This is a genomic window from Sessilibacter sp. MAH3 (assembly GCF_054658275.1).
Genome location: NZ_BAAGIE010000044.1, coordinates 1 through 22,821, shown reverse-complemented (window position 1 = coordinate 22,821; position 22,821 = coordinate 1). Strand labels below are relative to the sequence as shown.

Genomic DNA, 22,821 nt, shown 5'->3' with positions numbered 1-22,821 from the left:
TCCTTTGGCGAGAAAAATGGCCGACTATACCAGCTGGCCTCTTTTCAAGAAAATTGCACTTATTATCCGAAACCAAGACTCATTACTTTTAAATTCGCTGATTTTTCAAGCGAATTAGAGCTCTTATTCATCAAGGTTTATAAAACTTGAATGCATTACTACCAAGCAAAGGAAGTTATTAAAAAATAGAAGTTCTAAGAGTATTGCGCAGACAGCTCTGTTTATTTCAAGACTGCAAATTACTTTGATTTCTGATTACTCTTTACGCTTTTACGTATGAGATAGCTTCATGAAAAGCTGGTTATTATTGGTCACGGCGATTTTTTGCGAAGTACTCGCAACGACCAGTCTAAAACTAAGCGAAGGATTCACCAAAATGCTTCCTTCAAGCTTTGTCATTATTGGTTATGCCGCCAGTTTTTATTTTTTATCTTTGACGTTAAAAACCATACCGGTAAGCACCGCATACGCCATTTGGTCTGGCTTAGGTATTGTGATAGTTGCAAGTATATCTGGGGCGTTTTTTGGTCAAAAACCAGATCTTTGGGGAGTTATTGGTATGACACTAATTATCGCGGCGTATTAATTCTTAATACTCTGTCGAAAACCACGGTAAATTAAGTCAATCGGCCACTCGGCCTTTGCACTTAAAGCAGCAAGCAACTGAAACCGCTAAATCAATAACAACAGATTGGGTCTAATAAAATACGAGCGCCGTTATTAAGACTAATAACAGTGTTAAGTGTCTGGATAGTTCGATGTGATTATCGATGCAAATATATTTAAGTACGATGCTGCTCATGGTTGGTGTGCTGCTTTATCCATATCCAGGCATTGATATAGGCGTAGCGATTTTTACATTATTTGGGTTAAGCAGCATCGATTCTGGAGGGGTTTCTATGTTTATAACTCCGGTTCTGCTATTGCTGGCATTTATATCTTCACTTATCTATGGCGCCATCTTCATATGCAAGAAAAAGAAAGCATGGCAATTTTTGGTGGAGGTAGGAATTTCAGTTATGGCCTTTATGTTATTCCTACGTACTAAAACACTTAACAAGGCCATCAAAATTCACTGATTTTCACGGGCCATTTTTAATCCCGTTGCCATGGCGGTTTTCAACTTCAACGGTTTTATGGGTTTATTTAGCAAGGCAAAACCAAAATCGCGCGCTAAATGACGTAACTCGTTTGAGTAATTCGCCGTCGCCAAAATAACGGGAATGCGTTTAAATTTTGCGTCGCCCAAACTGCACACATGCTCTTTGATCATATCTATGGCTTGCAAACCGGTCGTATTGTCGTCTAAGTGATAATCGGCAATCACAATATCTGGCAGATCTTCGTTATCTCGCAAATACTCGTCTAACTGCTCTAGGGTTTGAATCGTCGTTACCTGACATTCCCAACGACCTAATAGAGACTCCATACCCTGGCAAATTTCCAGGTCGTTATCGATGACTAACGCGTGTGCGTGTTGCAACGACTGGCTTAAATGGTCGATAGGGAAGCTGGCTGCGGTTTGTTGTTGCCGCACACTTCCGTAAGGTACGGTAACGGAGAAGCAAGAGCCAAGCCCCGGTCTTGAACGCACATTAATGGCGTGACCTAGTACTCCGGCAATGCGATCAACAATGGCCAGTCCTAAACCCAAACCTTTATCGAAGCGGCTATTTTTGCCGTCTAGACGTCTAAATTCTTGGAAAATTTCTTCGAGTTTGTCTTCGGCAATGCCAATTCCGGTATCCCAAACCTGAATTTCCAAGCCATCACGCTTACGACGACAACCAACCACCAAACGACCGGTATCGGTATAGCGAATAGCATTAGTGAGCAAATTTCTTAAAATACGCGCGAGTAATTGGCTATCGGACGAAATAATTGCCGAAGAAGGCACGTATCGGAACGCGAGACCTGCTTGCTCGGCCAAGCGACTGAATTCGGCAACTATTTTGCTGAGCAGATCATCAATATTAAACGAGTCTTGAACAGCTTCGACTACGCCCGCTTCTAACTTAGAAATATCGAGCAACGAGTTAATCAAGGTCTCCATATTCTCAAGAGAATAATTTAAGGAACTGACTAGCTGATTGCCTTCACCGGGTAGGTTTAACTCAGACAGCGTGGTCGCAAATAGCCGCGCTGCGTTCATGGGTTGTAAAACATCATGACTGGCAGCGGCCAAGAATTTGGTCTTCGATTCGTTAGCGCGCTCAGCTTCTTTTTTGGCGTTAATGAGACTGATCTCAATTAATTTACGCTCGTCGATTTCTTTGCGCAGCAAACTGTTGATTTCTGAAATCTGCCTAGTGCGCTCCTCAACACGCTGCTCCATATAATGATACGCATGTTCCAACGCTTGGGCGGTTTTACGTTGCTCGGTAATATCGTGAGCCAAACTAAAGAAACCCAGCACCTGACCGTCTTGGTCGTAATCGGGCACATAGGTTTTCTTAGAGATTCTACCCTTGCCCAAACCGTTAATTTGCTCGGCCTCGAAGGTTACCTGCTGACCTTTGAGCACTCGGCGAACGTGAGGCAAGTGAGTTTCATAATCTTCATTTTCGTAAAGATCGCGAAGATGCTTGCCAATAATGTCTTTCTTGCTGATACCAAACCAATCCTCAAAAGACCGGTTTACGAATTCGTACACCAAATTTTTGTTCATGTACGAAATCAACGCAGGCATGGCATCGGTAATCAAGCGAATGCGTTGTTCACTTTCGCGTAATGCCGCTTCTTGCTGGAAGCGCTCGGTAATATCGGTGTAAGTATTTACAAACCCTCCGCCAGCCATAACATTAGGGCGAACCAAAATAACCCGGCCATTCGAAAGATGTTTAATAAACTCACGGTGGCGGCTGTCGGGTTCTTTGCCAGCAAGTGCGTGACGAATGGTCACGTCTTGAAGATCGCTTTCTGCCATAAGGCTCGGAAAGTGATCACCTTGGGCGACATTGCGCGGATCGAGCTTGGCCATTTCGATAAAGCGACGATTCCAAGATTGAATCTTCAAGTCGCTGTTAACCAAAGCCACCCCCAGCGACATGTTTTCTAATGTCGACTGAAGAATATCAGCTTGTTCTTTTAAAGCTTGCTCACGATGTAACTGCTCACTCGCTTTTAGCGCGGTAATATCCGTGTAGACCACAACCAAACCACCTTCGGCGGTGGGTCTTTCAGACATCTGAATCCAACGTCCAGACAAGGTTTTGAAGATCAGAGGCGCGGTGCGGCCATTCGAGCTAGAGGATTTCGTGCTCGACTTAACACTGGTATCGATAACACGCTGTTCAATGGAGCTGTTAAGAATGTCGTTAAAGGTGGTTTCACCGGCTACAAATTGGTCGGCACCGTCACCCCACATTTCTCGAAAGCGAACATTCGCCAAGATCATGCGTCGATCGGCATCGAACAAAACCAGAGATTCAGAAATACTGTCAATGGCGTCTTTTAGGCGTTGGCGAGTCAGTTTTGATTCCGACTGCGATATCGCCAGTTTTTCGTTGCTTTCGGCCAAACGAATATGGGTTTCACGCAATTGATAAAAGTGCTCTTGCACCTTAGCGGCGAGCATAGCGGCGCTTTCAAACGAGCGATAAGCATCGCTGTGATTTCCCCAGCCCATTTCGACTCGGGAAATAAGAACAGAATTGATTTTTTTGAGTTTGGTGTTTTCTTTTTCGAGCTGCGCAACACGAGACTCTAAATCTCGCATTGTGGTTGTGGAATTGTCGCTGAGCAGCGTTTCCATATTATTCATTCGTTATCCTACCGATGGCTACACCAGTAAAAGTATGGTTTAAATGCATTCCATCAAGCTGTTCACCGTAGGTGTTGAAGCCTATTACGTTGTGGCGCTGGTATAGATCGGACATGTCTTGCACCAATTCGAATTTATCGATCTCGATTCGACGATGAATACAGTCGCAGGCAAACAAAAGCTGGGGCACGCCTATAGCACTGGTAATTTCCGAAAATAAAGACTTAGTATGATCAAGTACGCCGGATGTCGTCATTTTGGTCAGCACTATACCCACGTCAATTGCACAAAAAAATGTCAGGCTCAAATCGTCGTGCACCTGCTGAATCGATCGTACATAGATCGAATCACTGAGCTGCACACCCAGCGGATATAACGCAAAGGTCTCTGGACCTAAATCCTGTAATTCAAGATTATTGATGCGGCAGTATTCCAATGCGGCAGGTTCAGCGTTTAGTTCATACACACGCCTTAAGCTTGGCGCCGCGCGTGTGACTACGAGCTTTTCGCGAGTTGCCACCAAGTGATGAGACTGAAACACCCTAAAAGGATGAGCCGTGTTTACCAGCACTAAAATCGCTGCATCACTGTGAAATCTACCGTCGTAGAAAACCTTGGTGTGGTGAAAGTGTAGGTTATCTCCCGCAGAACCACCAACCAAAGGTATGTTATTTAGTGCCGCGCGATAAGCCTTAAGTACTAGCTCTTCGCGAATGGACATTCCATCTTGCAGGGTTAAACCAAAACTGTGCTTACTGATATCGGCGACTGCTTTAACTTCAAGTCGCTCCAACATTTTATCGACTAAAACTTGCGCGTCGTCTTCGGTGAAATCAGCAAGATTGGTTACACAACTGGTTTCTATGGCAAATTCTTGCGGTGCTAAAGCAAATGCCGTTATGGATTGGCGGGTAAGTCCGGTGGGAACAATCTCCCCTGCGGTTGTGCAGCCAATTAACTTACAACCACGGAACAGTCGATTTAACTCTTCGGCCAATAGTGAAAGGTCGTAATCGGCGCAACAGAAGAAGAAAACACAATCGCCAGAACCGGGATTCAAAACTTGATGGATTTCTTTTGCGGCTTCGCTAGCATTGCGGCTATTGGAGCCAGCTTTTCTTAGACTTGAAGTATCGTCGGATGAATTAAGGGAGGAACTGAAAGGTGTCTCGATAAAAGGATGTTCCATGGCAAGACCGTGCACCAAGGCGATAAGATTTAATTGAATTTAACGATTTGCGAAGTCAATGTTATTCGCTTTTTCTATTTATAGAGCTTCAGTGTATGAAAATTAAAACTAAGAGACCAGTCGACTTTGGATGTAGCGAGAAATTAAAAATTATTATTTTTAGACATAAAAAAGGGCCCGTGAACATAGGCCCAAGAAGTTTGCTTTAATCAAGGAGGATAAAGCTTCCTGGTGGGCAACCTTGGAAACTTATAAAGCAAACGAAACGGTACAAATTGGCCGCTAGGATAAATTGACGGATAAAACAATTTATCGCTAGCAGCCCAATTCTGAGTTTTAAACCTAAAGGTTTAAGTGATCAGATTAGAAGAAACCTAATGGGTTAACGTCGTAGCTAACCAACAAGTTTTTGGTTTGTTGGTAATGATCTAGCATCATTTTGTGGTTTTCACGACCGATACCTGATTTCTTGTAACCGCCGAACGCAGCATGTGCTGGGTAGTGGTGGTAACAGTTGGTCCAAACACGGCCAGCTTCGATACCACGACCCATACGGTAAGCACGGTTCATGTCACGAGTCCAAAGACCTGCACCCAAACCGAACTCAGTGCTGTTAGCAATCGCTAAAGCTTCTGCTTCGTCTTTAAAGGTGGTTACACCAACAACTGGGCCAAAAATCTCTTCTTGGAATACGCGCATGTTGTTGTTGCCGCGTAGCAAAGTAGGCTCAATGTAGAAACCGTTAGCGAAACCAGGAACATTAGCTGGGCCACCACCGATCAATACTTCAGCACCTTCTTGGCGACCAATTTCGATGTAGCTCAGGATTTTTTCGTACTGCTCAGAAGACGCTTGCGCACCTACTTGAGTTTCGGTGTCTAGTGGATCGCCACGCTTGATTTGTTTGGTACGGCTGATTACCAAAGAAATGAAGTCGTCGTAAATGCTTTCGTGAATCAATGCACGAGAAGGACAAGTACAAACTTCGCCTTGGTTGAAGAACGCCAACACCATACCTTCAACGGCTTTGCTCAAGTAAGAATCTTCGTAACGAGTAACGTCTTCGAAGTAGATGTTTGGAGACTTACCACCAAGCTCAACAGTCGATGGAATGATGTTTTCAGCAGCACACTTAAGGATGTGAGCACCAACTGGAGTAGAACCGGTAAACGCGATTTTAGCGATACGGGTGCTGGTCGCTAGCGCTTGGCCTGCTTCTGCACCGAAACCGTTAACAACGTTCAACACACCAGGAGGTAATAAATCTTTGATGACATCAACCAATACCAAGATAGAAGCAGGAGTTTGCTCAGCAGGCTTCATAACGATGCAGTTACCTGCCGCCAATGCTGGAGCCAATTTCCATGCAGCCATCAAAATTGGGAAGTTCCAAGGAATGATCTGGCCAACAACGCCGAGTGGCTCGTGGTAGTGGTATGCAACAGTGTTCTCGTCGATTTCGCTTAGGGCGCCTTCTTGAGCACGAATACAACCTGCGAAGTAACGGAAGTGATCTACCGTTAAAGGAATATCAGCGTTTAGGGTTTCGCGAACGGCTTTACCGTTATCCCAAGTTTCAGCAACCGCAATTGCTTCAAGGTTTTGCTCGATACGATCAGCGATTTTCAAAAGAATGTTAGAGCGCTCTGTTGGAGAGGTTTTGCTCCAAGTCACTTTAGCTTTGTGCGCGGCGTCTAACGCAAGGTTGATATCAGCTTCGTCTGAGCGTGGGATTTCACAGAATACTTCGTTGTTTACTGGTGAAGTATTTTCAAAATAACGGCCATTTACCGGTGCCACCCACTCACCGCCGATGAAGTTTTCGTAGCGTTTTTTAAAGGTAACAACTGAACCTTCTCGTCCCGGTGCAGCATAGATCATGATGGTTACTCCGATTTGGTTGTTTGTTTGTTCACTGGCCTGATAGTCAGGGCGCAATAGCTCTTTTTTTGTTATGGGTTTTTATAGGAACCTCTGATTAACTCCAAGGCCACTGTGCACAGCTTTTGTTTAAAGGAAACAAAACTGCTTAAGGTCGAGTAGTCTTGGAGTTAATCCGAGATCCCCAAGTTAAAAAACGCGTGATTAACCCTTTAAAAACCACACGTTAATTCAAAATGAGCTGAATTTGCCTGATAACCAAAAACGCCTTCGCTCAAAAATCCGATTCATCGGCAAGGTGTGAAACCGGCAAACTCAGTTACCGGTCGTGCACACAGATACTTCGTCGTTGTATTAATTCTTAGAAGTTAACAATTGCACCTAATGCAAGTGTTTGAGCCTCTTCCGAAGCAGATCCAAGTGTAATTTCGTTAATGCTGTATTCGGCAACAAAGGTTACGTTACTGTTGTAAGCATGGAACCACGCAAACTGAGTACCTTCGTTTTCCCAACCTAGGTCGATTTCAACGTCGGTTTCGCCGTAAGAAGCAACATAGCGGTTTTTACCGTGCTTGAACGCAACCTGCGCCAAGTAACCATCGCTATCAACTTCTTCGCCGTTTTCGGCTAAAAGATTGGTTAAACCCAAGCCTGCGTCACCGCCTGGGCCAAGTAAGAAGCCAACAGCTTCGCCATCAAAACCAGAAGCGTGTATCGAGAAACCACCTAGGGTTAATTTTGCACCGTAAGAAATGCCGAAGGTATCAACGTCTTCTTGTAAATCAGACTCTGTTGATTGTTGTAAGAAACCCGCAAACGCGTTGATCTTACCGCCGCTGAATTTACCTTCGTAAGTCAACTCACCTTCAAAACGTGGTGTGTTTTCTTCGCTAGTACGGTTTGGACCTCTGTCGTCGGTGGTGTTGCCTGGGTCAACAATACCCAAGGCCAATCTAAAACCACCTTTGGTTGGTGTACGGTAAGTGATTTGTGATGTTGGTAATGGATAGATGTAACCAGAACCAATATTACCGAAAGATACACCAGTGCCATCAACAAGGCCCAAAGTATCGTTTACATTTCCGTAACCTAATAAAATTTCATCTAGGAAAATGTTAGAGCGGCTGAACAAAGTAAAGTCTTTACCGATCAATACTTGTCCCCAATCCCAATCCAATGTCGCGTAAAACTGACGCACATCGATACCGGTTTCTGTAAGGTTACGGTTACTGTCGTTGATGGATACCCAAAACGATGAGCGACCACCAATTTTTACGTTATCTAATTCTTTACTGAAATTAAATCCAACCCAGTTAGGAAGGAAGCCTGAACGAACACGTGACTGATCGCGATCGATGCCAGAAATGTCATTCTCGGTACTGGTTTGCGAAAAGAACGTGTTAAATGAAGCATCAACACTGAAAGTACCAACTTTCTCGTCTTCGTAAACTTTAACGTCCGCAAAAGCACTACCACTTGCCAATGCAACACAGCCTGCCAATAAGATTGGTTTAAAGTTGTTATTATTTATCTTCATTTTTCAAGGTTTCCTGTGGTTTTTATTATTTTTGTAGTATTTGAAATCTGTCTTGAATCCCGAAACCGTATACATCCATGGATCAATTGTTGAGCAATCATTGCGCGAAACACAGTCAAATTCGATTTTCGCTGACAAATTACTACTGGTGACGAGTATTAACCGGTGGGTGCTTGCAAGAAATTCGTCAAAGGAGTTGTTTCTTTAACACTTTGGGGCAGGCCAAAAACAACACTTTAGATTGATCCCTAAGTATTAATCATTGGAATTAGTACTTAAGTTTAAAAAATTGTAGACTAAGGAAGAAGCTAACTGCGGGTTACGGTTATTACAAACGATACAATATAGCGTTATATAATAATGACCAGTTTGCAGGCAAAAAAATTCTATCTCAATTTAAATCATTTTATTAACAATTACTGATAGAGCAATAAATAACAAGTTAATTTATAGGAAACTCTGATTAACCTAGAGTTTCTCTCGACACAAGAATGTGTCGTCAAGTTCAAGAACGGCAAGTGATTGAAATTGTGAAGACATTGGAAATCGCATTGTCAATTTCTGCCCTCTGATTAAATCATGGGTGAGTTAATCAAAGGTTCCTATAGTTTTTGGGAGGACCCTCGCCAGAATGATGATGAGACCATCTTAAAACGTCTGGTTAAAAGCCCGTTACGAATTTAACCATCTGTTTAGTTCAAACAATCACACCCCAATGCCACAAATTCATTGCAATTAACTATTGGAAACTCTAATGAATCCAGAGTTTGCAGCGACATAAGGATGTGTTGCCAATGTCAAAAACGGTAAGTGACGGAAATTGTGAAGAAATTGGTAATCGCATCGTCAATTGCTGTTCTTTGAATAAATCATGGTTGAGTTATTCAGAGGTTCCTATTAGCAATCTAAAAAGATTACGACGGTAGAAAAGTGTCTACAAGACTCTTTTGTTGATCCATCCTCAATTTATTCAGCCAACAAAAATTGGCTCTGTACATTCCGAATTTTTCACACATTTGGTTCTTTAAGACAACAAAAGCATTAAAACTGTATTTGAATGAGAGTTTTAATGCGTTATCACCACTTAACTGACCTCAAGAATTAGATAAATTATCGAAGAATTAAGGCTGTATTGCGACGCATAAAGTGCTAACACTTTTGTTAACATGAAGTTATTAAAGGAAACTAATCTTAAGAGCATCCTTTACAGGCAGTCTTAGGCGAACACAATTTAGACAAAACCATATGGGAATACTATGAAAAAAATACTTTCGGGAATTGTAATTATTGGCGGGATTGCTTTAGCACTACCCTATTACGGCGGTTATAAAGCTGAAAAAACCCTAAGACAAATTGCCGAATCTAACTCCACTCCTGAATATGAACTAACGTGGGAATCTTACGAGCGTGGCTGGTTTAAATCTGAAGCTAAATTAAACCTTCACTACAATGAACGTGAATTATTTGATGAGTCGTTGGATATTCCAGTAAATGTCACGTTAAAACACGGCCCATTACTGTTTAGCAAAATTGCGAGTATTGGCTGGGTTCAATATGAAGCGAATATTGACGAAAACATTCTTCCTGCTGAGCTAAATGAAGTCATTCAACGTGAAGATGAGCAAGACCTGTTCGAAGGTCACGGTTACATGAATTTAGGTGGCGATCTTATCTTCGAAGAAACAGTAGCCGCCTTTTCTATAGAATCTGACGAGATTAGCCTGAATGTTAAGGGTGCCACCGCAAGTGGAACATTAGCATCCAATCAAAAGCTCGATTTAACTATCGTTATTGCACCAATAGCGCTAGATGCCGTGGCAGAATCGAATGAAAACATCACAGTAACAACCGATACGATCACTGTGTTAATGCTGGCAGATTATTCGAAAGTTATCGCTAAAGGATTATTGCCGTATCAATCTATCATCGAAGTTAAGGATATTTCTGTTGAATCTGAGGAAATATCGCTAAAACTGGAAGGCTTTAGGTCTGACTCCGAAGTATTTTTCACTGAATCTAACACTCTATTGCAAATTAACAGCGCCAACACGGTAAAAAAACTCCGTTATCAAGGCGGCGAAGAGCTCTCCGACATAACCCTCAACTTCAGCTACGATAACATTCCTGTAGCTCTCTACAGCGCCTATATCGACGCCTTCACAACAGACGCTCCCGTAGACCCAGATAAGATTCTCAATGAAGATATTATTGAAGCCGCGTTTACTCATAAAGCAGGGTTTAGCATAAGCGAAGCTTCTGTGAAATACGATGGCGCGCCGGTGAGCCTTAATCTTAAAACCTACCTCAAAAAATCAGATAACTTTAGCGCTGCCGCTCTCTTACAAGCACCACCTTTGTTAATTTCTTCGATTGTATTAAATGCAGAAATGGACGCTGATAAATCGGTTGCCCAAAAACTACTTCGCAAACAAATGGAAACCGCGATTGCAGCACAATTAGCGTTAAATGGCGCTGACACAACAATCAGTGATGCCGAACTGGATGTTATTCTTGATCAAACCGTGCAACAAACGTTGCAAAGCAGTTTGGCGTTAGGTTATTTCACCGAAGCGGCCGATGGTTACAAGGCAACTGTTTCATTTGAAGACGGTGTTTTTAAATTAAATGATAATGAACTACCGATTGATGCCTTAATGCAAGCCATTCAATAATCGAATAGATTTTTTTGTCTGCTAATTAAAAACAACAGAAACCTCTAATAAACACGCTCATGTTTACTGAGAGTTTCTCATAAAAAAGCCCCGCAAAGTAATTAACTCTCCGGGGCTTTTTAATTTTTAACTATCCGAATTATTTACAACAGCGGTAAATACCACGGCAGTTAATCTGCCAGCATTTCTTCTGCTAATCGCTTCGCTTTCACAAAATCGGTTTTACCCGATCCAAGTTTTGGTAAGGTTTCAACTTTCAACCAGGTCTGCGGAATTGAAAGACTGTTTAAATTACTGCTCATTAATCCTTGCTTAATGGTATCAACATCCAGTTCTTGATCGTACAAAACCACCAATTTTTCACCTTTTTTATCGTCGGGCAAACTGGTAATCACGGCTTCTTTTTCGGGGTCGGAAATAATTTTAGCAATAGCAGACTCCACCGCGCCAAGACTCACCATTTCACCACCCAATTTGGCAAAGCGAGAATAGCGATCGACCACGTATAAGAATCCGTCGGCGTCTAGATAACCTTTATCACCACTGACGTACCAGCGCGCGTTTTTAAGTTCTTTAATGACGCTTTCGGTTTTTTCCGGTTGTTTTAAATAACCTTTCATCACCTGTGCACCACCAATTAAAATCATCCCCGCTTGGCCGGTTGGCAACTCTTCAAACGTATCAGGATCAACAATCATGCAGCTGGTACCCGGTAACGGCATACCCACAGAGCCCACTTTTGAGCCCCGCTGCAAACTAAAATTACTGATGTCTAATTGGTCGGGCACATTCACAGACGTTACCGGTGTGGTTTCGGTCGCACCATAACCCTCGTAAATAATTTTATTAAACTTTTGCCCAAACGCTTCACGAACATCGGTACTGAGTTTTTCGGCACCAGCAACCACAATTCGTAAGCTGTCTAACATGAGCGGTACAACCTTGCTGTTACGACAATAAAGCCGCAAGAAGGTTGAGGTACCACACATGATGGTAGCATTGTATTTTGCGACGGCTTTTGCACAACCCAAGGCATCGGTTGGATCGGCATGGCAAATCATTGGACAGCCTTCTAACAGTGGTAAAAACTGCGTTACCGTCAAACCAAAAGCGTGGAATAGCGGCAAATTGGCCATGATGGCATCGTCGTCTTCCATATTTAATACATCGGCAATTTGCTTCACGTTTGCCAAGATATTTTTGTGGGTCAGTTTTACGCCCTTAGGTGCGCCCTCGCTGCCACTGGAAAATAATATCGCCGCAACATCGGTAGATTTTTGCTTAAATCCTGAAATTACCGAGCGCAATATTGCGCTAGGAATTAATTTAACGGCAATCAGCGTACTGATTTTTTCAAAATTAGAAATACTCTCGCCCACAGCCTCCATCTCAACCACATCAACGCCCGACAAATCCAGCTCAACACCGCGAGTTTTGAGTTTTGCCAAAAACTTTTTCGAGGTAAACACAGTGCTAATTTCGGCTTGCTCAATGGCAGCTGCGATGGATTCAGGGCTTGCCGTGTAGTTTAAATTTACGATGGTTTTACCGGCCATCAAAATGCCCATGTTCACCAAAGCACCCGCGGCACTGGTGGGCAATAACACACCCACATTTTGTGCGGGAGACAACTTTTTAATTCGGCGCGATAAAATTACCGAAGACGTTAGGGCGCGATTTCCCGAAATAATCACATCCATGGTGTTATCAATAATCGCGTCTTTACGACCGGTTTTTTTAGCACTCTCTATCCATAGGCGATTAATCGTTGGCAGTTCTTCCACGTAGGCTTGCCACGAGTGGATACTCAAATCAAACACCTGACGCTTTACAACATCGGCGGTGCTGTCTTTCGACATAGGCTCGCCAAAAGCAAAAATAATATCGCGCGTTAATATAGAGCTGGTGGCCGACTTTAAGCGCGAAGACGATCGCGAAAACTGGCTCCCCCAAAGACCGCGCATGTAAAACGGTAAGATCACAACCTTATCGTTAACCTTTTCGCAGGCATGTTCAAAACCCTTACGAAACTCAGCCATATGGCCGGTGCGGCTGATACTGCCTTCGGGGAATAAACACACCGCCTCGCCTTGGTTAAGCAGTTCGGTTACCGTTTCTAGAGCGCGACGACTGCGTGGACCTTGATCGATGGGAATACAACCGAACATATCGAAGAACCATTTCAGGAACCATTTTTCGTAGATTCCGCGATCCATAACAAAACGAATACGACGCGGACAGGCGATTTGCACAATTGCCCAATCAATCCAACTGATGTGATTGCCTAACAATAGCACGCCACCCTTGGCCGGAAAGTTATTCAATCCTTGTACTTTAACTTTATAACGGCGAGACAACACGAACGACAATAAAAACCGAGTTAAACTCTGTGGCCATTCGTACACAACATACACACAGCCAATCAGCGCAATCACGGCAATTAACTGTAAAAGTGTTGCGCTGTTCCAACCAAAATAGGCAAAGGTTACCGACAGTACCAAAAACGAAAACATAAAAATGTTTTGCACCCAGTTGTTGGCCGCCAGAATTTTACCCAATTGATTGGCTTGGGCATTAAATTGAATAAGTGCGTTAAGTGGTACAATAAATAATCCACCGCTAAAACCAATTAAAAAGAAATCTAAGGCGAATTCCAGTGACGTATCGAGAAAGGTTAATAAAACCAAACCCAGCGCAATACCCGCAGCACCTATAGGCACCAAACCAATTTCTATGTGGTTTTTAGATAATTTACCGGCAACGGTAGAACCCACCGCAATACCCAAACCCGAACAGGCCAAAATACCTTGTACCAGAATGGTGTTGTCGTTTTCGGTAAGCTGTTTAAAGAACGCCGGAAAAGCCGCCAGCATAACTTGGCCAATGGCCCAAAATACCGACAAGCCAACAATAGAAAGACCAATAGCACGATGGGTTAAAACCGGTTGCAAATCTTTTTTAAACAATCGCCCGGTAAGAAATTGCTTGGTAGAAAAGGTTTCTTCGGTTGGCGTCACCACAGGCGTTGGTAAACGATAGGTTAAAATCAATTCAATGATTGAATTAATGATTAGTATAAAACCAATCGGAGCAATCGCACGAATCACTTCAGATTCGGTTTCTAACGGCTTGCTGGCTTGATAAAAATTCTCAAATAAAATCGAGTAGGCAAAAATACCGGCGAGAATTGCAATAATCGATAAAGACGCGACCACACCATTGGCTTCGCCGAGCCGGGCCTTACCAAACAACTCTTTGATATAACCCATTTTTGCGGGCGAATAAATCGCCGATTGTGCAGCGAGTAAAAAGGTCATGGCAAAGGCCAACCAAAACCAGCCGAGATAATAGAACACAGTGATTAAAACGGTGAAACCAACCGCCGCCCACGCCGATAATCTCATGATGTGAGTTTTACTGAATTTATCGGATAAAAATCCAGCAGGACTCATCAAGACAATAAACGGAAGTAAAATAAGCGCGTTAACAATGGCCGTTAAAATAACCTGTTCTGGGCCGTCGTAGAGTTTATAAACGGTATTTTGAATTGTTATTTTATGCCCAAGATCAACAAACGCGTTCAAAAATACTGCGATGAAAAAGGGAATCGCTCCCTGAAAATGACGCAGCTTCGTCATGGTGGTCGTCCTTATCATAGGTTACTCGGAAGTCCTCACTGTAAATCGATGTATCACACTTGACCACTTTTATAAAAATTGTTGAGTCATTTGCAACCAAAAGTATCACCATGCGATACTTTGATGCATTATCACTCCATCAAGTTGGTCGGTATTATGGCTCAAATCAAAGCGTTAGTTACAGCTTTAAAAAAGCAATTGCGAGCATCTGGGCTCACCTACAAAGACGTCGCCCAAGCACTTGAACTGAGTGAGGCCACCGTAAAACGTCTCTTTGCGGAGGAGAATTTCACGCTAGAGCGCCTCGACGTGATTTTACGGTTAATGAATTTAGATTTTTCCGATTTACTGAATTTAATGACTAGAGATCGGTATCAATTAGAACAACTAACCGAATCCCAAGAGGCACAAATAGCCGGAGACGTGACCCTACTGATCATTACCGTGAGTGTTATTTACGGATTTAGCTTTGAAGAGCTTGAAGATTATTATAATTTTGATCACCATAAATTAATTCAACAACTGGCCACCTTAGATCGACTAAAAATTATCGATTTATTGCCCGGCAATCGCATCAAACTTCGCATTGCACCTAATTTTCGCTGGCTAGCCAACGGCCCCATTCAGCAATTTTTCTTACAGAAAGTGCAACAAGATTTTTTCAATTCTAAGTTTGATCAAGATACCGAGAAGCTTATAGTATTAAATGGTTTGTGTTCGTTTTCGACCAATAAAGAAATACAAAAAAAGATGCAGGCACTTGTGAACGAAATCAGCGAATTAAACAAGCGCGATTCGACACTACCCTTGGGAGAAAAGTTTGGCAATACTCTGGTTGTGGCATTACGTCAGTGGCAATACACCTCTTTTAGTAACTACGTAAAGCAAGATTTCAAAACACAAACCATTAAATCCAGCAGCACCCAAAAACCATAGATAACCCAGAGTTTTCAGCAGCACAAGAATGTGCTGCCAAATTCAAAAACCATACTTGATTGAGATTGCGAAGGCATTGGCAATCGCCTATTCAATGCCTGCCCTCTGATTAAATCAGGAATGAGTTAATCGGAGGTTTCCATAAATTAATCAAAGGTTCTCATCAATTAATCAGAATTTCGTAAAAATACCTTCGATATTCTTAAACGCTAACCAATATTTTTATCGGTTAACCGATATTATTTCACATTAACCATAAGCGCGATTTTTCGCCGTGGTAATTAATTCTACACCGGCTTCTTTTAACGCATCTTCACTGAGAGAGCTCTTTGTTTTTCGGGCCTTCCAAGAATGCACACCCATGGCTACGGTATGTTCTAACTGGAGAGACAATATAGACTGCTCTATGCGAGAAAGCATGCCTTGAGCCTGACGCAAATCGGTTCCGGGCATCAATACCGCTAAGCACACCTCATCGATTCTTGCACAAATATCAATCTTGCGAATATTTGCCTTTAATTCCTGCACCAGTTTCTGCAAGGTTAGATCAATGTCCGATACTTCTGCCTCTACAACCAACATCATACAGGCTAGGTGGCTGTGTTCTCTGCGGGCGCGATCGAGCTCATTGTGCAGTGCTTTTTCAAAATACTGGGCGTTGCCAATTTGCAAAACCGGGTCTTGCAATGATGCTAACCACTGCTGCTCATGGGAAAATGAAAAACGCAAACTTAAACTGGCGACATCGGCGAGATGGTCTAATAAATTGGTATCTTTTGCAGAAATAAATCGTTTTTCATCACTGGAGGCAAAATGCAGACTGCCAAAAATACCATGAGCATTTAACAGTGGTAAAAATGCGGCACTGCCTACTTTAGGTGTTCCGGGAAATAACCGTGTCGCGGTGAGAACATCAATTTCTTGTAACATAACCTGAGGTTTTTCAGGATAAATTTTCTTATAAAAATCGACATTTTTGCGCAGTTGCAAACGATTACTGCGCAAATCAATTTGGCATGCACTGATCATTTCCTCAATGTGGCCATCCGCATCGTGTAAAATCAAACTGCTTGAAGCCAACCGAAAATGTCGGCAAGCGTCATCAAGCAATAGGTTAACGGTTTCACTGAAACTTTGCGAGTGCAGTAATCGCGTTTGAAATTTCTGAAAATGAGCGTGCGTTTTTTGCTGCTCATCAATACGATCTAATAATTGTTGTACGATCTCTCTGAGGCGTCGATTTTCGTTAGCGATACTTATTTCCACGACACTAAATCCTGTATTGACTGTTAAGACTCTTGTAGTTGCCTATAACTAACTGCTTGGCGCATCACTTTTTACAGGTGAGCTGCTTAATTCATGTATCGGCTAGATTGGTCAAAAATAAAAGAATTTTTTTAGTGGTGATAAAGCACCAAATTACGCTTATGGGTGGCAACAACAACGCTAGTAAGATTGCTATTATTAGGAAAAAACCATCGATGTTAATTTAGAATGATTTTATATTAGAATGTTAAGAAGTCTCTGATTGGCCGAGAATATCTACAGGAGTTAATAAATGGCAACCGCCTCACCCCCAAAAAGAATCGTTGTTCTCACCGGAGCCGGTATATCCGCCGAATCTGGATTAAAAACCTTTCGCGACAACAATGGATTATGGGAAAACCATCGGGTTGAAGACGTAGCCACGCCAGAAGCCTTTGCAGCAAATCCAGGACTGGTACAACGTTTCTACAATGCAAGACGCAGCCAACTGGTTGAAGAAACGCAACCCAACCAAGCACACATCGATTTGGCGGAATTCGAAAAAGACTATTCGGGAGAGTTTTTGCTGATTACCCAAAACGTTGACGATCTTCATGAACGCGCTGGCAGTAAAAACCTATTACACATGCACGGCGAATTGTTGAAAGTTCGCTGCGCGAAAACCGATACCATTTACGACCGAACAACACCGGTATATTACGAAGAGCTTTGTGACTGTTGTGGACTACCCGGTAAACTGAGACCGCACATTGTTTGGTTTGGCGAAATTCCACTGTATATGGACAAGATCTACCAAGCACTGGAGCGGTGTGATCTATTTGTGTCTATTGGTACATCTGGCAATGTCTATCCGGCGGCCGGATTTCAGCAAATCGCTCAAGAATACGGTGCCCGCACGGTAGAACTTAATTTAGAAGCGTCAAAAGGCGCGAGTCGTTTCGACGAATGCATACAAGGCCCGGCCACAGAAATAGTGGGTAAATTTTTTAAACATTTATTAGCAACACAATCTTAGCCTAACACCGCAGTTCAAAACCAAGCAGTTCAAAACCAAGCAGCTCAAAACCAAGCAGTTCAAAACCAAGCAGTTCAAAACCAAGCAGTCTAACGAATACTTGCTTCAATATTTAAAAGAGATGATTTCAATGACTTCTGCAAACTCAGCATTACAATCTGTATTGGATGAAATCGATACTCTCAATAAACAAGACCCAAACCAAGAAAATTTTAATGGTGAATGGGTTGCTAAGGAATGGTTGTACGGCGTAAGAATGAGTGAGCGTCTACAACAATTCCAACCCGATGCCGACGAAGTACTGCAAATCGCCGCAAGGGCTCAACATGTACAGCGCTGGGTTATTCCTCGTTCTGATTATCCCATGGATAAATCGGGCTATAAAAAATGGCGATTAGAACTTGGTAAATTCCACGCAGAAACCGCCGCTAAACTCATGCAAAAATACGGTTATAGCAGTGCGGATACCGACAAGGTTGAAATATTATTAACCAAACGAAATTTAAAAAGAGACGAGCAAGTTCAAGCACTTGAAGACGTTATTTGCTTAGTATTTATTGAACACTATTTAGAGCCTTTTGCCGAAAAACACTCCGAAGAAAAGCTCATCGATATTATTCGCAAAACTTGGAATAAAATGTCGGAAAAAGGCCATCAAGCGGCTCTCACCATTCCCCTAAAAGCACATTTGAGCGAATTGGTTGGAAAAGCATTAGCTGAGTAACTACAGAACATCGAGCTTCAGTAAATTTATTCACTGGGCTCGACTTTTACTGAAGGAAACTCTGATTAACCTAGAGTTTCTCGCGACACAAGGATGGTGTCGCCAATTTCAAGAACGGTAAGTGATTGAAATTGTGAAGAAATTGGAAATCACATTTTCAATTTCTTCCCTCTGATTAAATCAAGGATGAGTTAATCAGAGGTTCCTGAAAGTGTTCAACAAAACACGTTTTTGATGCGGCAGAATTCAGGCAATGTCGAATCCACAACGCACGCTCAAAAATCGACGGTGTACTACTGATCAGATTGCGAATCTTCGTTTTTCTTTTTTAACGACAACAACGGTTTTTTCGCTCGGTTACCATTATCTCGGTTGCCAGTATTAGAGTTACTGGAGTTGCCACTGGGCTTTTTAACTACCTTTGCCTGATGCTCACGCCGATTCCCGTAACGAGAATTACCCACATCACCGCTGTCGCGGCTGGCTTTAGCAATAGCCTCAACACCATGACGCAGCAAGCGAACCTGATCTAGCGCAGAAAGATGTTTTGGAAACGGTCCGGGATGCACTACCGAGGGGTTTCTGGGGGAACCTTCAACCGAGATAGTAAAACCACAAGGATGCGTTGCAGAGAGATTCTTGAGATCAATCTCCCAGTCCTCAAAGTCGATACTCACACTCTAACCCCAATAAAGTAATGCAGAAAATGTAATTTTAAACGCCAAAATTTTATCGGAGCAGCCACTTTACATAAATTTACACACGTATGTTAACTTTTTTATAACTAAATCGCAGGATACTACTATTCTGCCCAGATAGATTTTTTGGATGACAAATTCATTTCATTCCCTTATTTAAAAGGATAACTTTAATAGCAGCACGAAATAACGATCGTTCAATAAAGACAGAAAAATGGCAATCTTTAACACAAGAAAACACTTTAACTGCTTGATTAACAAGTCAATTTTTAGTCAGCTTTGACATGGATAAACGCATAAAATGCGTATAGAAGTGATATTTTACGACAAAAGCAGGAGGACAATTCAGAATGAAAAACTGTAAAAAAGGAATTTTGCGACAGATTTTCAAACCTGTCGCGCGCATATATTTAGCCCATACATTTAGGTGACGCAGGAGCAACTTTTTGATTCTGCCACTCTTCTGGCGTGTAAGCATGAATCGCCAAGGCGTGAACACCCGCTTTTAACTCATCAGCTAACACTTTGTAAACATGTTGATGGCGTTGCACAGACCGTTTTCCAGTGAACAAATCACTCACAACCACCACTTTAAAGTGCGACTCCGAGCCTGGGGGAACATTGTGCATATAGCTTTCGTTCTCAACAGAGAAAAAGCTAGGACTGAACGCCTGATCTACTTTCTTTGAAATACTCATCTCAATAGTGTTGCCCACAATACGCCTCTATCTGTCTGCTGTACGTTCGTAATTGATTAATAAAAAACCAAACTTTCATAGGCAGTCACGTGCCTCAATCAGCTTAATAAAAGTCTAAAGGAAACTCTAATTAACCCAAAGTTTCTTACGACAAAAAATTTTGCTCATAATAACTCAATACTAAATTAGATTTAATCAATGCATTAAAAACTCTGATCCATCAAGAGTCTCAAACGCAAGAATGTTGTGTACTAATTTCGATAACTCAAGATGATTGAAATTGTGAAAAATTGGAAATCCCATTACCAATTCCTATCCTATAAACACATCAAGTTATAATTGGCTCTGGTTTTATATTAATCAGAGGCTTATATTAAATTAGAAACCTAGGTTAAACATGGATCGACTGACCAAAAATCTACAATTCAATTAAGGTCTCCCATAAACAAATAATCATAACCTTCTATTTTTTATACGATTTTATATTGATAGAAAAATCTCTGTGTTGAATAGACTTTTCTAGTATCTATAACGCGTAATTTTGTTCATAAAATCAAGCTCTCATTGTACCTGATTGAATTTTCAGTGTTGCCACAACGCAAGGAAAAATATGAACTATACTGATTTTCCGTTAACCCTCACTATTGTTTTAACTAACGAAGTACGAGAATGACTACGGATTCTAAACACAACAAAAACGCCCCTGTATTTGTTAATCGACGCAAAGGTACTGATCGACGCTTAGAGCATGATCGCTGCCAAGATATGCCAATGGATTTATTCCATCGTAAACGCCGAAAAACTGTGGATCGTAGAGCCGGTGATAGAAGCCTTCTTGAAGACTATTTAGCGTTCAGTGAAACCACCATTGGCACAACAATCATGAGCAAAACAGCAGTTAGTGATAAAAAACCCAACTAATTATCTGCTTAATCTATTCGCTTTACACTCGGCGTGTTGGTTTGATCAATTTGAGCGCATAGCATAAATAACCGTATAAACATATAGGAACCTCTAATAAACTTTTTCATGATTTAATCAGAGGTTCTTATTGAAATTAAAATCCTACAATAATCGATGAATTATTCATCCCAGTCTTCGTCATCCATTTCGTCAAAACGTTTATCCGTTTTTGGTGCTTTTTTCAGAAAAATTCGCTGCAACATTGGCGATAATTCCGTATTCATCTCTACTTGCAGTTGTTCAATAACTTCTTCTACATCCGGCCCTTCTTTTACGACAACAGGATGAACACCAATCGTAATAAGTTGCTTGGTAGCAGAACCACCAATAGATCCGCAATACACCAAATCACAACCCAACAACCACGCTAACTTGGGTTTTAATTTATCTTCATTACCGTCTTTTAATTCTTTTGGAAATAATTTATGCGTAACCGATTTAGCACTGTGGCCACTAATCTCATACACAAAAAAACCTCTGGCTGAACCAAAGTGCTGATCAACGCAATCGCCATCCATGCTTGCAAAGGCCACAATTAAAGTATCAGCGCCGACCTCTGTATCTTCGTATAAATCATTAACACAAGTTACTTCAATAATGGGTTCCACGGCTTCCATAATATCAACGCACCTAGGTATTTATTGAACGATAAAAAACTCAATACAAACAACCTAGTCTCATCAAATTGTATGCCCATATCTCACAAACAGCTGTGATTTTTAGTAATAGCGCTAATGGCACAAGGGTTGCCGACAATCAATAAAGAACAACAGACATTAGGTTCTACCGCTAAGTTAACGGCTTGATTTTATTCGTTTTTCTAAGCAAGCTTTTTAAAATTTAAACCTAAATGGTGTTGTCGCAAACCGACAAAATCTAATTTTGTAACAAACACAACAATATCTAGAAAACTCTGATTAAATTGTAAAGGTGTGAATCTCAGGTTTTTATAAGAAGTTTTTCTAGGAAGCTTTGAATAACTCAGTGCTTGCTCAAAATGGCCGCGTAAGATTGTTTCTTCAATAAACATCCCAAATATTGCACTTAAGGAGATCGCTGTGAAATTGACTGAAATCCCTTTTAAAGATGATGCGTTTAAAGCTTGCGTTTTAGCGACCCAAAAAGAAAATGCCGAAGATATTATTGAGTTAAATTGCCGAAAACACAAAATAGAAAGTGTTGAAGGTATAGAATATCTTACCGAACTAAAACTTATCGATTTAACTCGCAACAATCTCACTAAAGTAGACTTATCTAAAAACACCAAACTCGAAGAAATATTTTTAGGTAATAACGCCATCGAAGAATTGGACATCAGCGGTTGTAAAGAACTGAAGCATTTAGAAGTATTTATGAATGATTTAGAGTCTTTAGATATTTCTAATAATGCTTTGATCGAAGAATTATGGGCAGATGTTAACGAAATCTCTGTGCTTAACACCGATAATTTAAGTGAATTGGAAGATTTACGCCTAAACAGTAATAACATTGTTGATATGGATCTTTCTAAAAACGCTAAGCTTAAAAAAATTCAAGTTTTAGAAAACCCGTTATCAGATACTACGCGATCACAACTACAAGCGTTAGCGGCTGCGCAAATAAAAATGTAATTACGACCTATCGACTAACAACTGGTAGCAGTTGATACATTCAGCTGCTACGAATTAAAAACATCAAGCAGCATTAAATACTGAAGCGCTCAAACTTGAATACTTTACGTATGGGAAACTTTGATTAAATCATGGAGGAATTAATCGGAATATCCTATAGGAACCTCTGATTAACTCATCCATGATTTAATCAGAGGACAGAAATTGAAAATGCGATTTCCAATTTCTTCA

General features: G+C 41.6%; 17 protein-coding genes and 1 pseudogene. 8 read left to right on the top strand and 10 right to left on the bottom strand.

Annotated elements, in window-relative coordinates:
* Window positions 1–289: 289 nt before the first annotated feature.
* Both ACYQ2C_RS17655 and ACYQ2C_RS17650 read left to right on the top strand, forming a co-directional pair.
* A pseudogene (locus ACYQ2C_RS17655) lies at window positions 290–621 on the top strand (DMT family transporter).
* Window positions 622–770: 149 nt separating this feature from the next.
* Complete coding sequence (locus ACYQ2C_RS17650) at window positions 771–1,079, top strand: hypothetical protein (protein ID WP_460104470.1); 309 nt, start codon at window positions 771–773, stop codon at window positions 1,077–1,079.
* On the opposite strand, the gene ACYQ2C_RS17645 is transcribed toward ACYQ2C_RS17650, so the two are convergent.
* From ACYQ2C_RS17645 to ACYQ2C_RS17630, 4 genes are all read right to left on the bottom strand, one after another.
* Window positions 1,073–3,763 carry a PAS domain-containing hybrid sensor histidine kinase/response regulator gene (locus ACYQ2C_RS17645; protein WP_460104469.1) on the bottom strand — a complete coding sequence of 897 codons (2,691 nt, stop codon included), beginning with the start codon at window positions 3,761–3,763 and terminating at the stop codon, window positions 1,073–1,075. The genes ACYQ2C_RS17650 and ACYQ2C_RS17645 overlap by 7 nt on opposite strands.
* Window positions 3,756–4,952: a nitric oxide-sensing protein NosP gene (nosP, locus tag ACYQ2C_RS17640; protein ID WP_460049865.1), complete on the bottom strand. Its 1,197-nt coding sequence runs from the start codon at window positions 4,950–4,952 to the stop codon at window positions 3,756–3,758. Before nosP ends, ACYQ2C_RS17645 begins: the two co-directional genes overlap by 8 nt.
* Before the next feature lie 363 nt (window positions 4,953–5,315).
* A complete protein-coding gene (exaC, locus tag ACYQ2C_RS17635) occupies window positions 5,316–6,833 on the bottom strand; it encodes an acetaldehyde dehydrogenase ExaC (protein ID WP_460049867.1) in 1,518 nt (505 codons plus the stop codon).
* A gap of 361 nt (window positions 6,834–7,194) precedes the next feature.
* A complete protein-coding gene (locus ACYQ2C_RS17630) occupies window positions 7,195–8,370 on the bottom strand; it encodes a porin (RefSeq protein ID WP_460049869.1) in 1,176 nt (391 codons plus the stop codon).
* A gap of 1,256 nt (window positions 8,371–9,626) precedes the next feature.
* Between ACYQ2C_RS17630 and ACYQ2C_RS17625 the strand changes: the two genes are divergently transcribed.
* Entirely contained in the window at window positions 9,627–11,042 is a 1,416-nt protein-coding gene (locus ACYQ2C_RS17625; RefSeq protein WP_460104468.1) for a DUF945 family protein, read from the top strand.
* 170 nt (window positions 11,043–11,212) lie between these two features.
* On the opposite strand, the gene ACYQ2C_RS17620 is transcribed toward ACYQ2C_RS17625, so the two are convergent.
* The gene (locus ACYQ2C_RS17620; RefSeq protein WP_460104467.1) at window positions 11,213–14,680 is read right to left on the bottom strand and encodes an acyl-[ACP]--phospholipid O-acyltransferase; all 3,468 of its coding nucleotides are present in this window, start codon (window positions 14,678–14,680) and stop codon (window positions 11,213–11,215) included.
* Window positions 14,681–14,836: 156 nt separating this feature from the next.
* Here ACYQ2C_RS17620 and ACYQ2C_RS17615 point away from each other — a divergent pair, with 156 nt between their 5' ends.
* Window positions 14,837–15,616 (top strand): helix-turn-helix domain-containing protein, encoded by a 780-nt coding sequence (locus tag ACYQ2C_RS17615; RefSeq protein WP_460104465.1) that lies wholly within the window; start codon window positions 14,837–14,839, stop codon window positions 15,614–15,616.
* Between the two features lie 249 nt (window positions 15,617–15,865).
* Here the strand turns inward: ACYQ2C_RS17615 and ACYQ2C_RS17610 are convergent, their stop codons facing one another.
* Window positions 15,866–16,882, bottom strand: a complete 1,017-nt coding sequence (locus ACYQ2C_RS17610) for a sensor domain-containing diguanylate cyclase (RefSeq protein WP_460104463.1) — start codon at window positions 16,880–16,882, stop codon at window positions 15,866–15,868.
* A gap of 292 nt (window positions 16,883–17,174) precedes the next feature.
* Between ACYQ2C_RS17610 and cobB the strand changes: the two genes are divergently transcribed.
* Together cobB and ACYQ2C_RS17600 are read left to right on the top strand one after the other, a co-directional pair.
* Window positions 17,175–17,897 (top strand): Sir2 family NAD+-dependent deacetylase, encoded by a 723-nt coding sequence (gene cobB, locus ACYQ2C_RS17605; RefSeq protein ID WP_460104462.1) that lies wholly within the window; start codon window positions 17,175–17,177, stop codon window positions 17,895–17,897.
* A gap of 130 nt (window positions 17,898–18,027) precedes the next feature.
* The gene (locus ACYQ2C_RS17600) at window positions 18,028–18,621 is read left to right on the top strand and encodes a DUF4202 domain-containing protein (protein WP_460104461.1); all 594 of its coding nucleotides are present in this window, start codon (window positions 18,028–18,030) and stop codon (window positions 18,619–18,621) included.
* 293 nt (window positions 18,622–18,914) lie between these two features.
* Here ACYQ2C_RS17600 and ACYQ2C_RS17595 read toward each other — a convergent pair whose 3' ends face one another.
* The gene (locus ACYQ2C_RS17595) at window positions 18,915–19,298 is read right to left on the bottom strand and encodes a hypothetical protein (protein WP_460049883.1); all 384 of its coding nucleotides are present in this window, start codon (window positions 19,296–19,298) and stop codon (window positions 18,915–18,917) included.
* A 431-nt stretch (window positions 19,299–19,729) separates the two neighbouring features.
* On the bottom strand, window positions 19,730–20,017 hold the full coding sequence (locus tag ACYQ2C_RS17590) for a BolA family protein (RefSeq protein WP_460104460.1): 288 nt from the start codon (window positions 20,015–20,017) through the stop codon (window positions 19,730–19,732).
* Between the two features lie 669 nt (window positions 20,018–20,686).
* On the opposite strand from ACYQ2C_RS17590, the gene ACYQ2C_RS17585 reads away from it, so the two are divergent.
* On the top strand, window positions 20,687–20,938 hold the full coding sequence (locus ACYQ2C_RS17585; protein ID WP_460104459.1) for a hypothetical protein: 252 nt from the start codon (window positions 20,687–20,689) through the stop codon (window positions 20,936–20,938).
* 161 nt (window positions 20,939–21,099) lie between these two features.
* Here the strand turns inward: ACYQ2C_RS17585 and ACYQ2C_RS17580 are convergent, their stop codons facing one another.
* Together ACYQ2C_RS17580 and ACYQ2C_RS17575 are read right to left on the bottom strand one after the other, a co-directional pair.
* Window positions 21,100–21,597, bottom strand: coding sequence for a NifB/NifX family molybdenum-iron cluster-binding protein (locus ACYQ2C_RS17580; protein ID WP_460104458.1), 498 nt, complete (start codon window positions 21,595–21,597; stop codon window positions 21,100–21,102).
* Window positions 21,598–21,800: 203 nt separating this feature from the next.
* On the bottom strand, window positions 21,801–22,010 hold the full coding sequence (locus ACYQ2C_RS17575) for a hypothetical protein (RefSeq protein ID WP_460104456.1): 210 nt from the start codon (window positions 22,008–22,010) through the stop codon (window positions 21,801–21,803).
* Between the two features lie 28 nt (window positions 22,011–22,038).
* Between ACYQ2C_RS17575 and ACYQ2C_RS17570 the strand changes: the two genes are divergently transcribed.
* Complete coding sequence (locus tag ACYQ2C_RS17570; RefSeq protein ID WP_460049893.1) at window positions 22,039–22,590, top strand: leucine-rich repeat domain-containing protein; 552 nt, start codon at window positions 22,039–22,041, stop codon at window positions 22,588–22,590.
* Window positions 22,591–22,821: the final 231 nt, after the last annotated feature.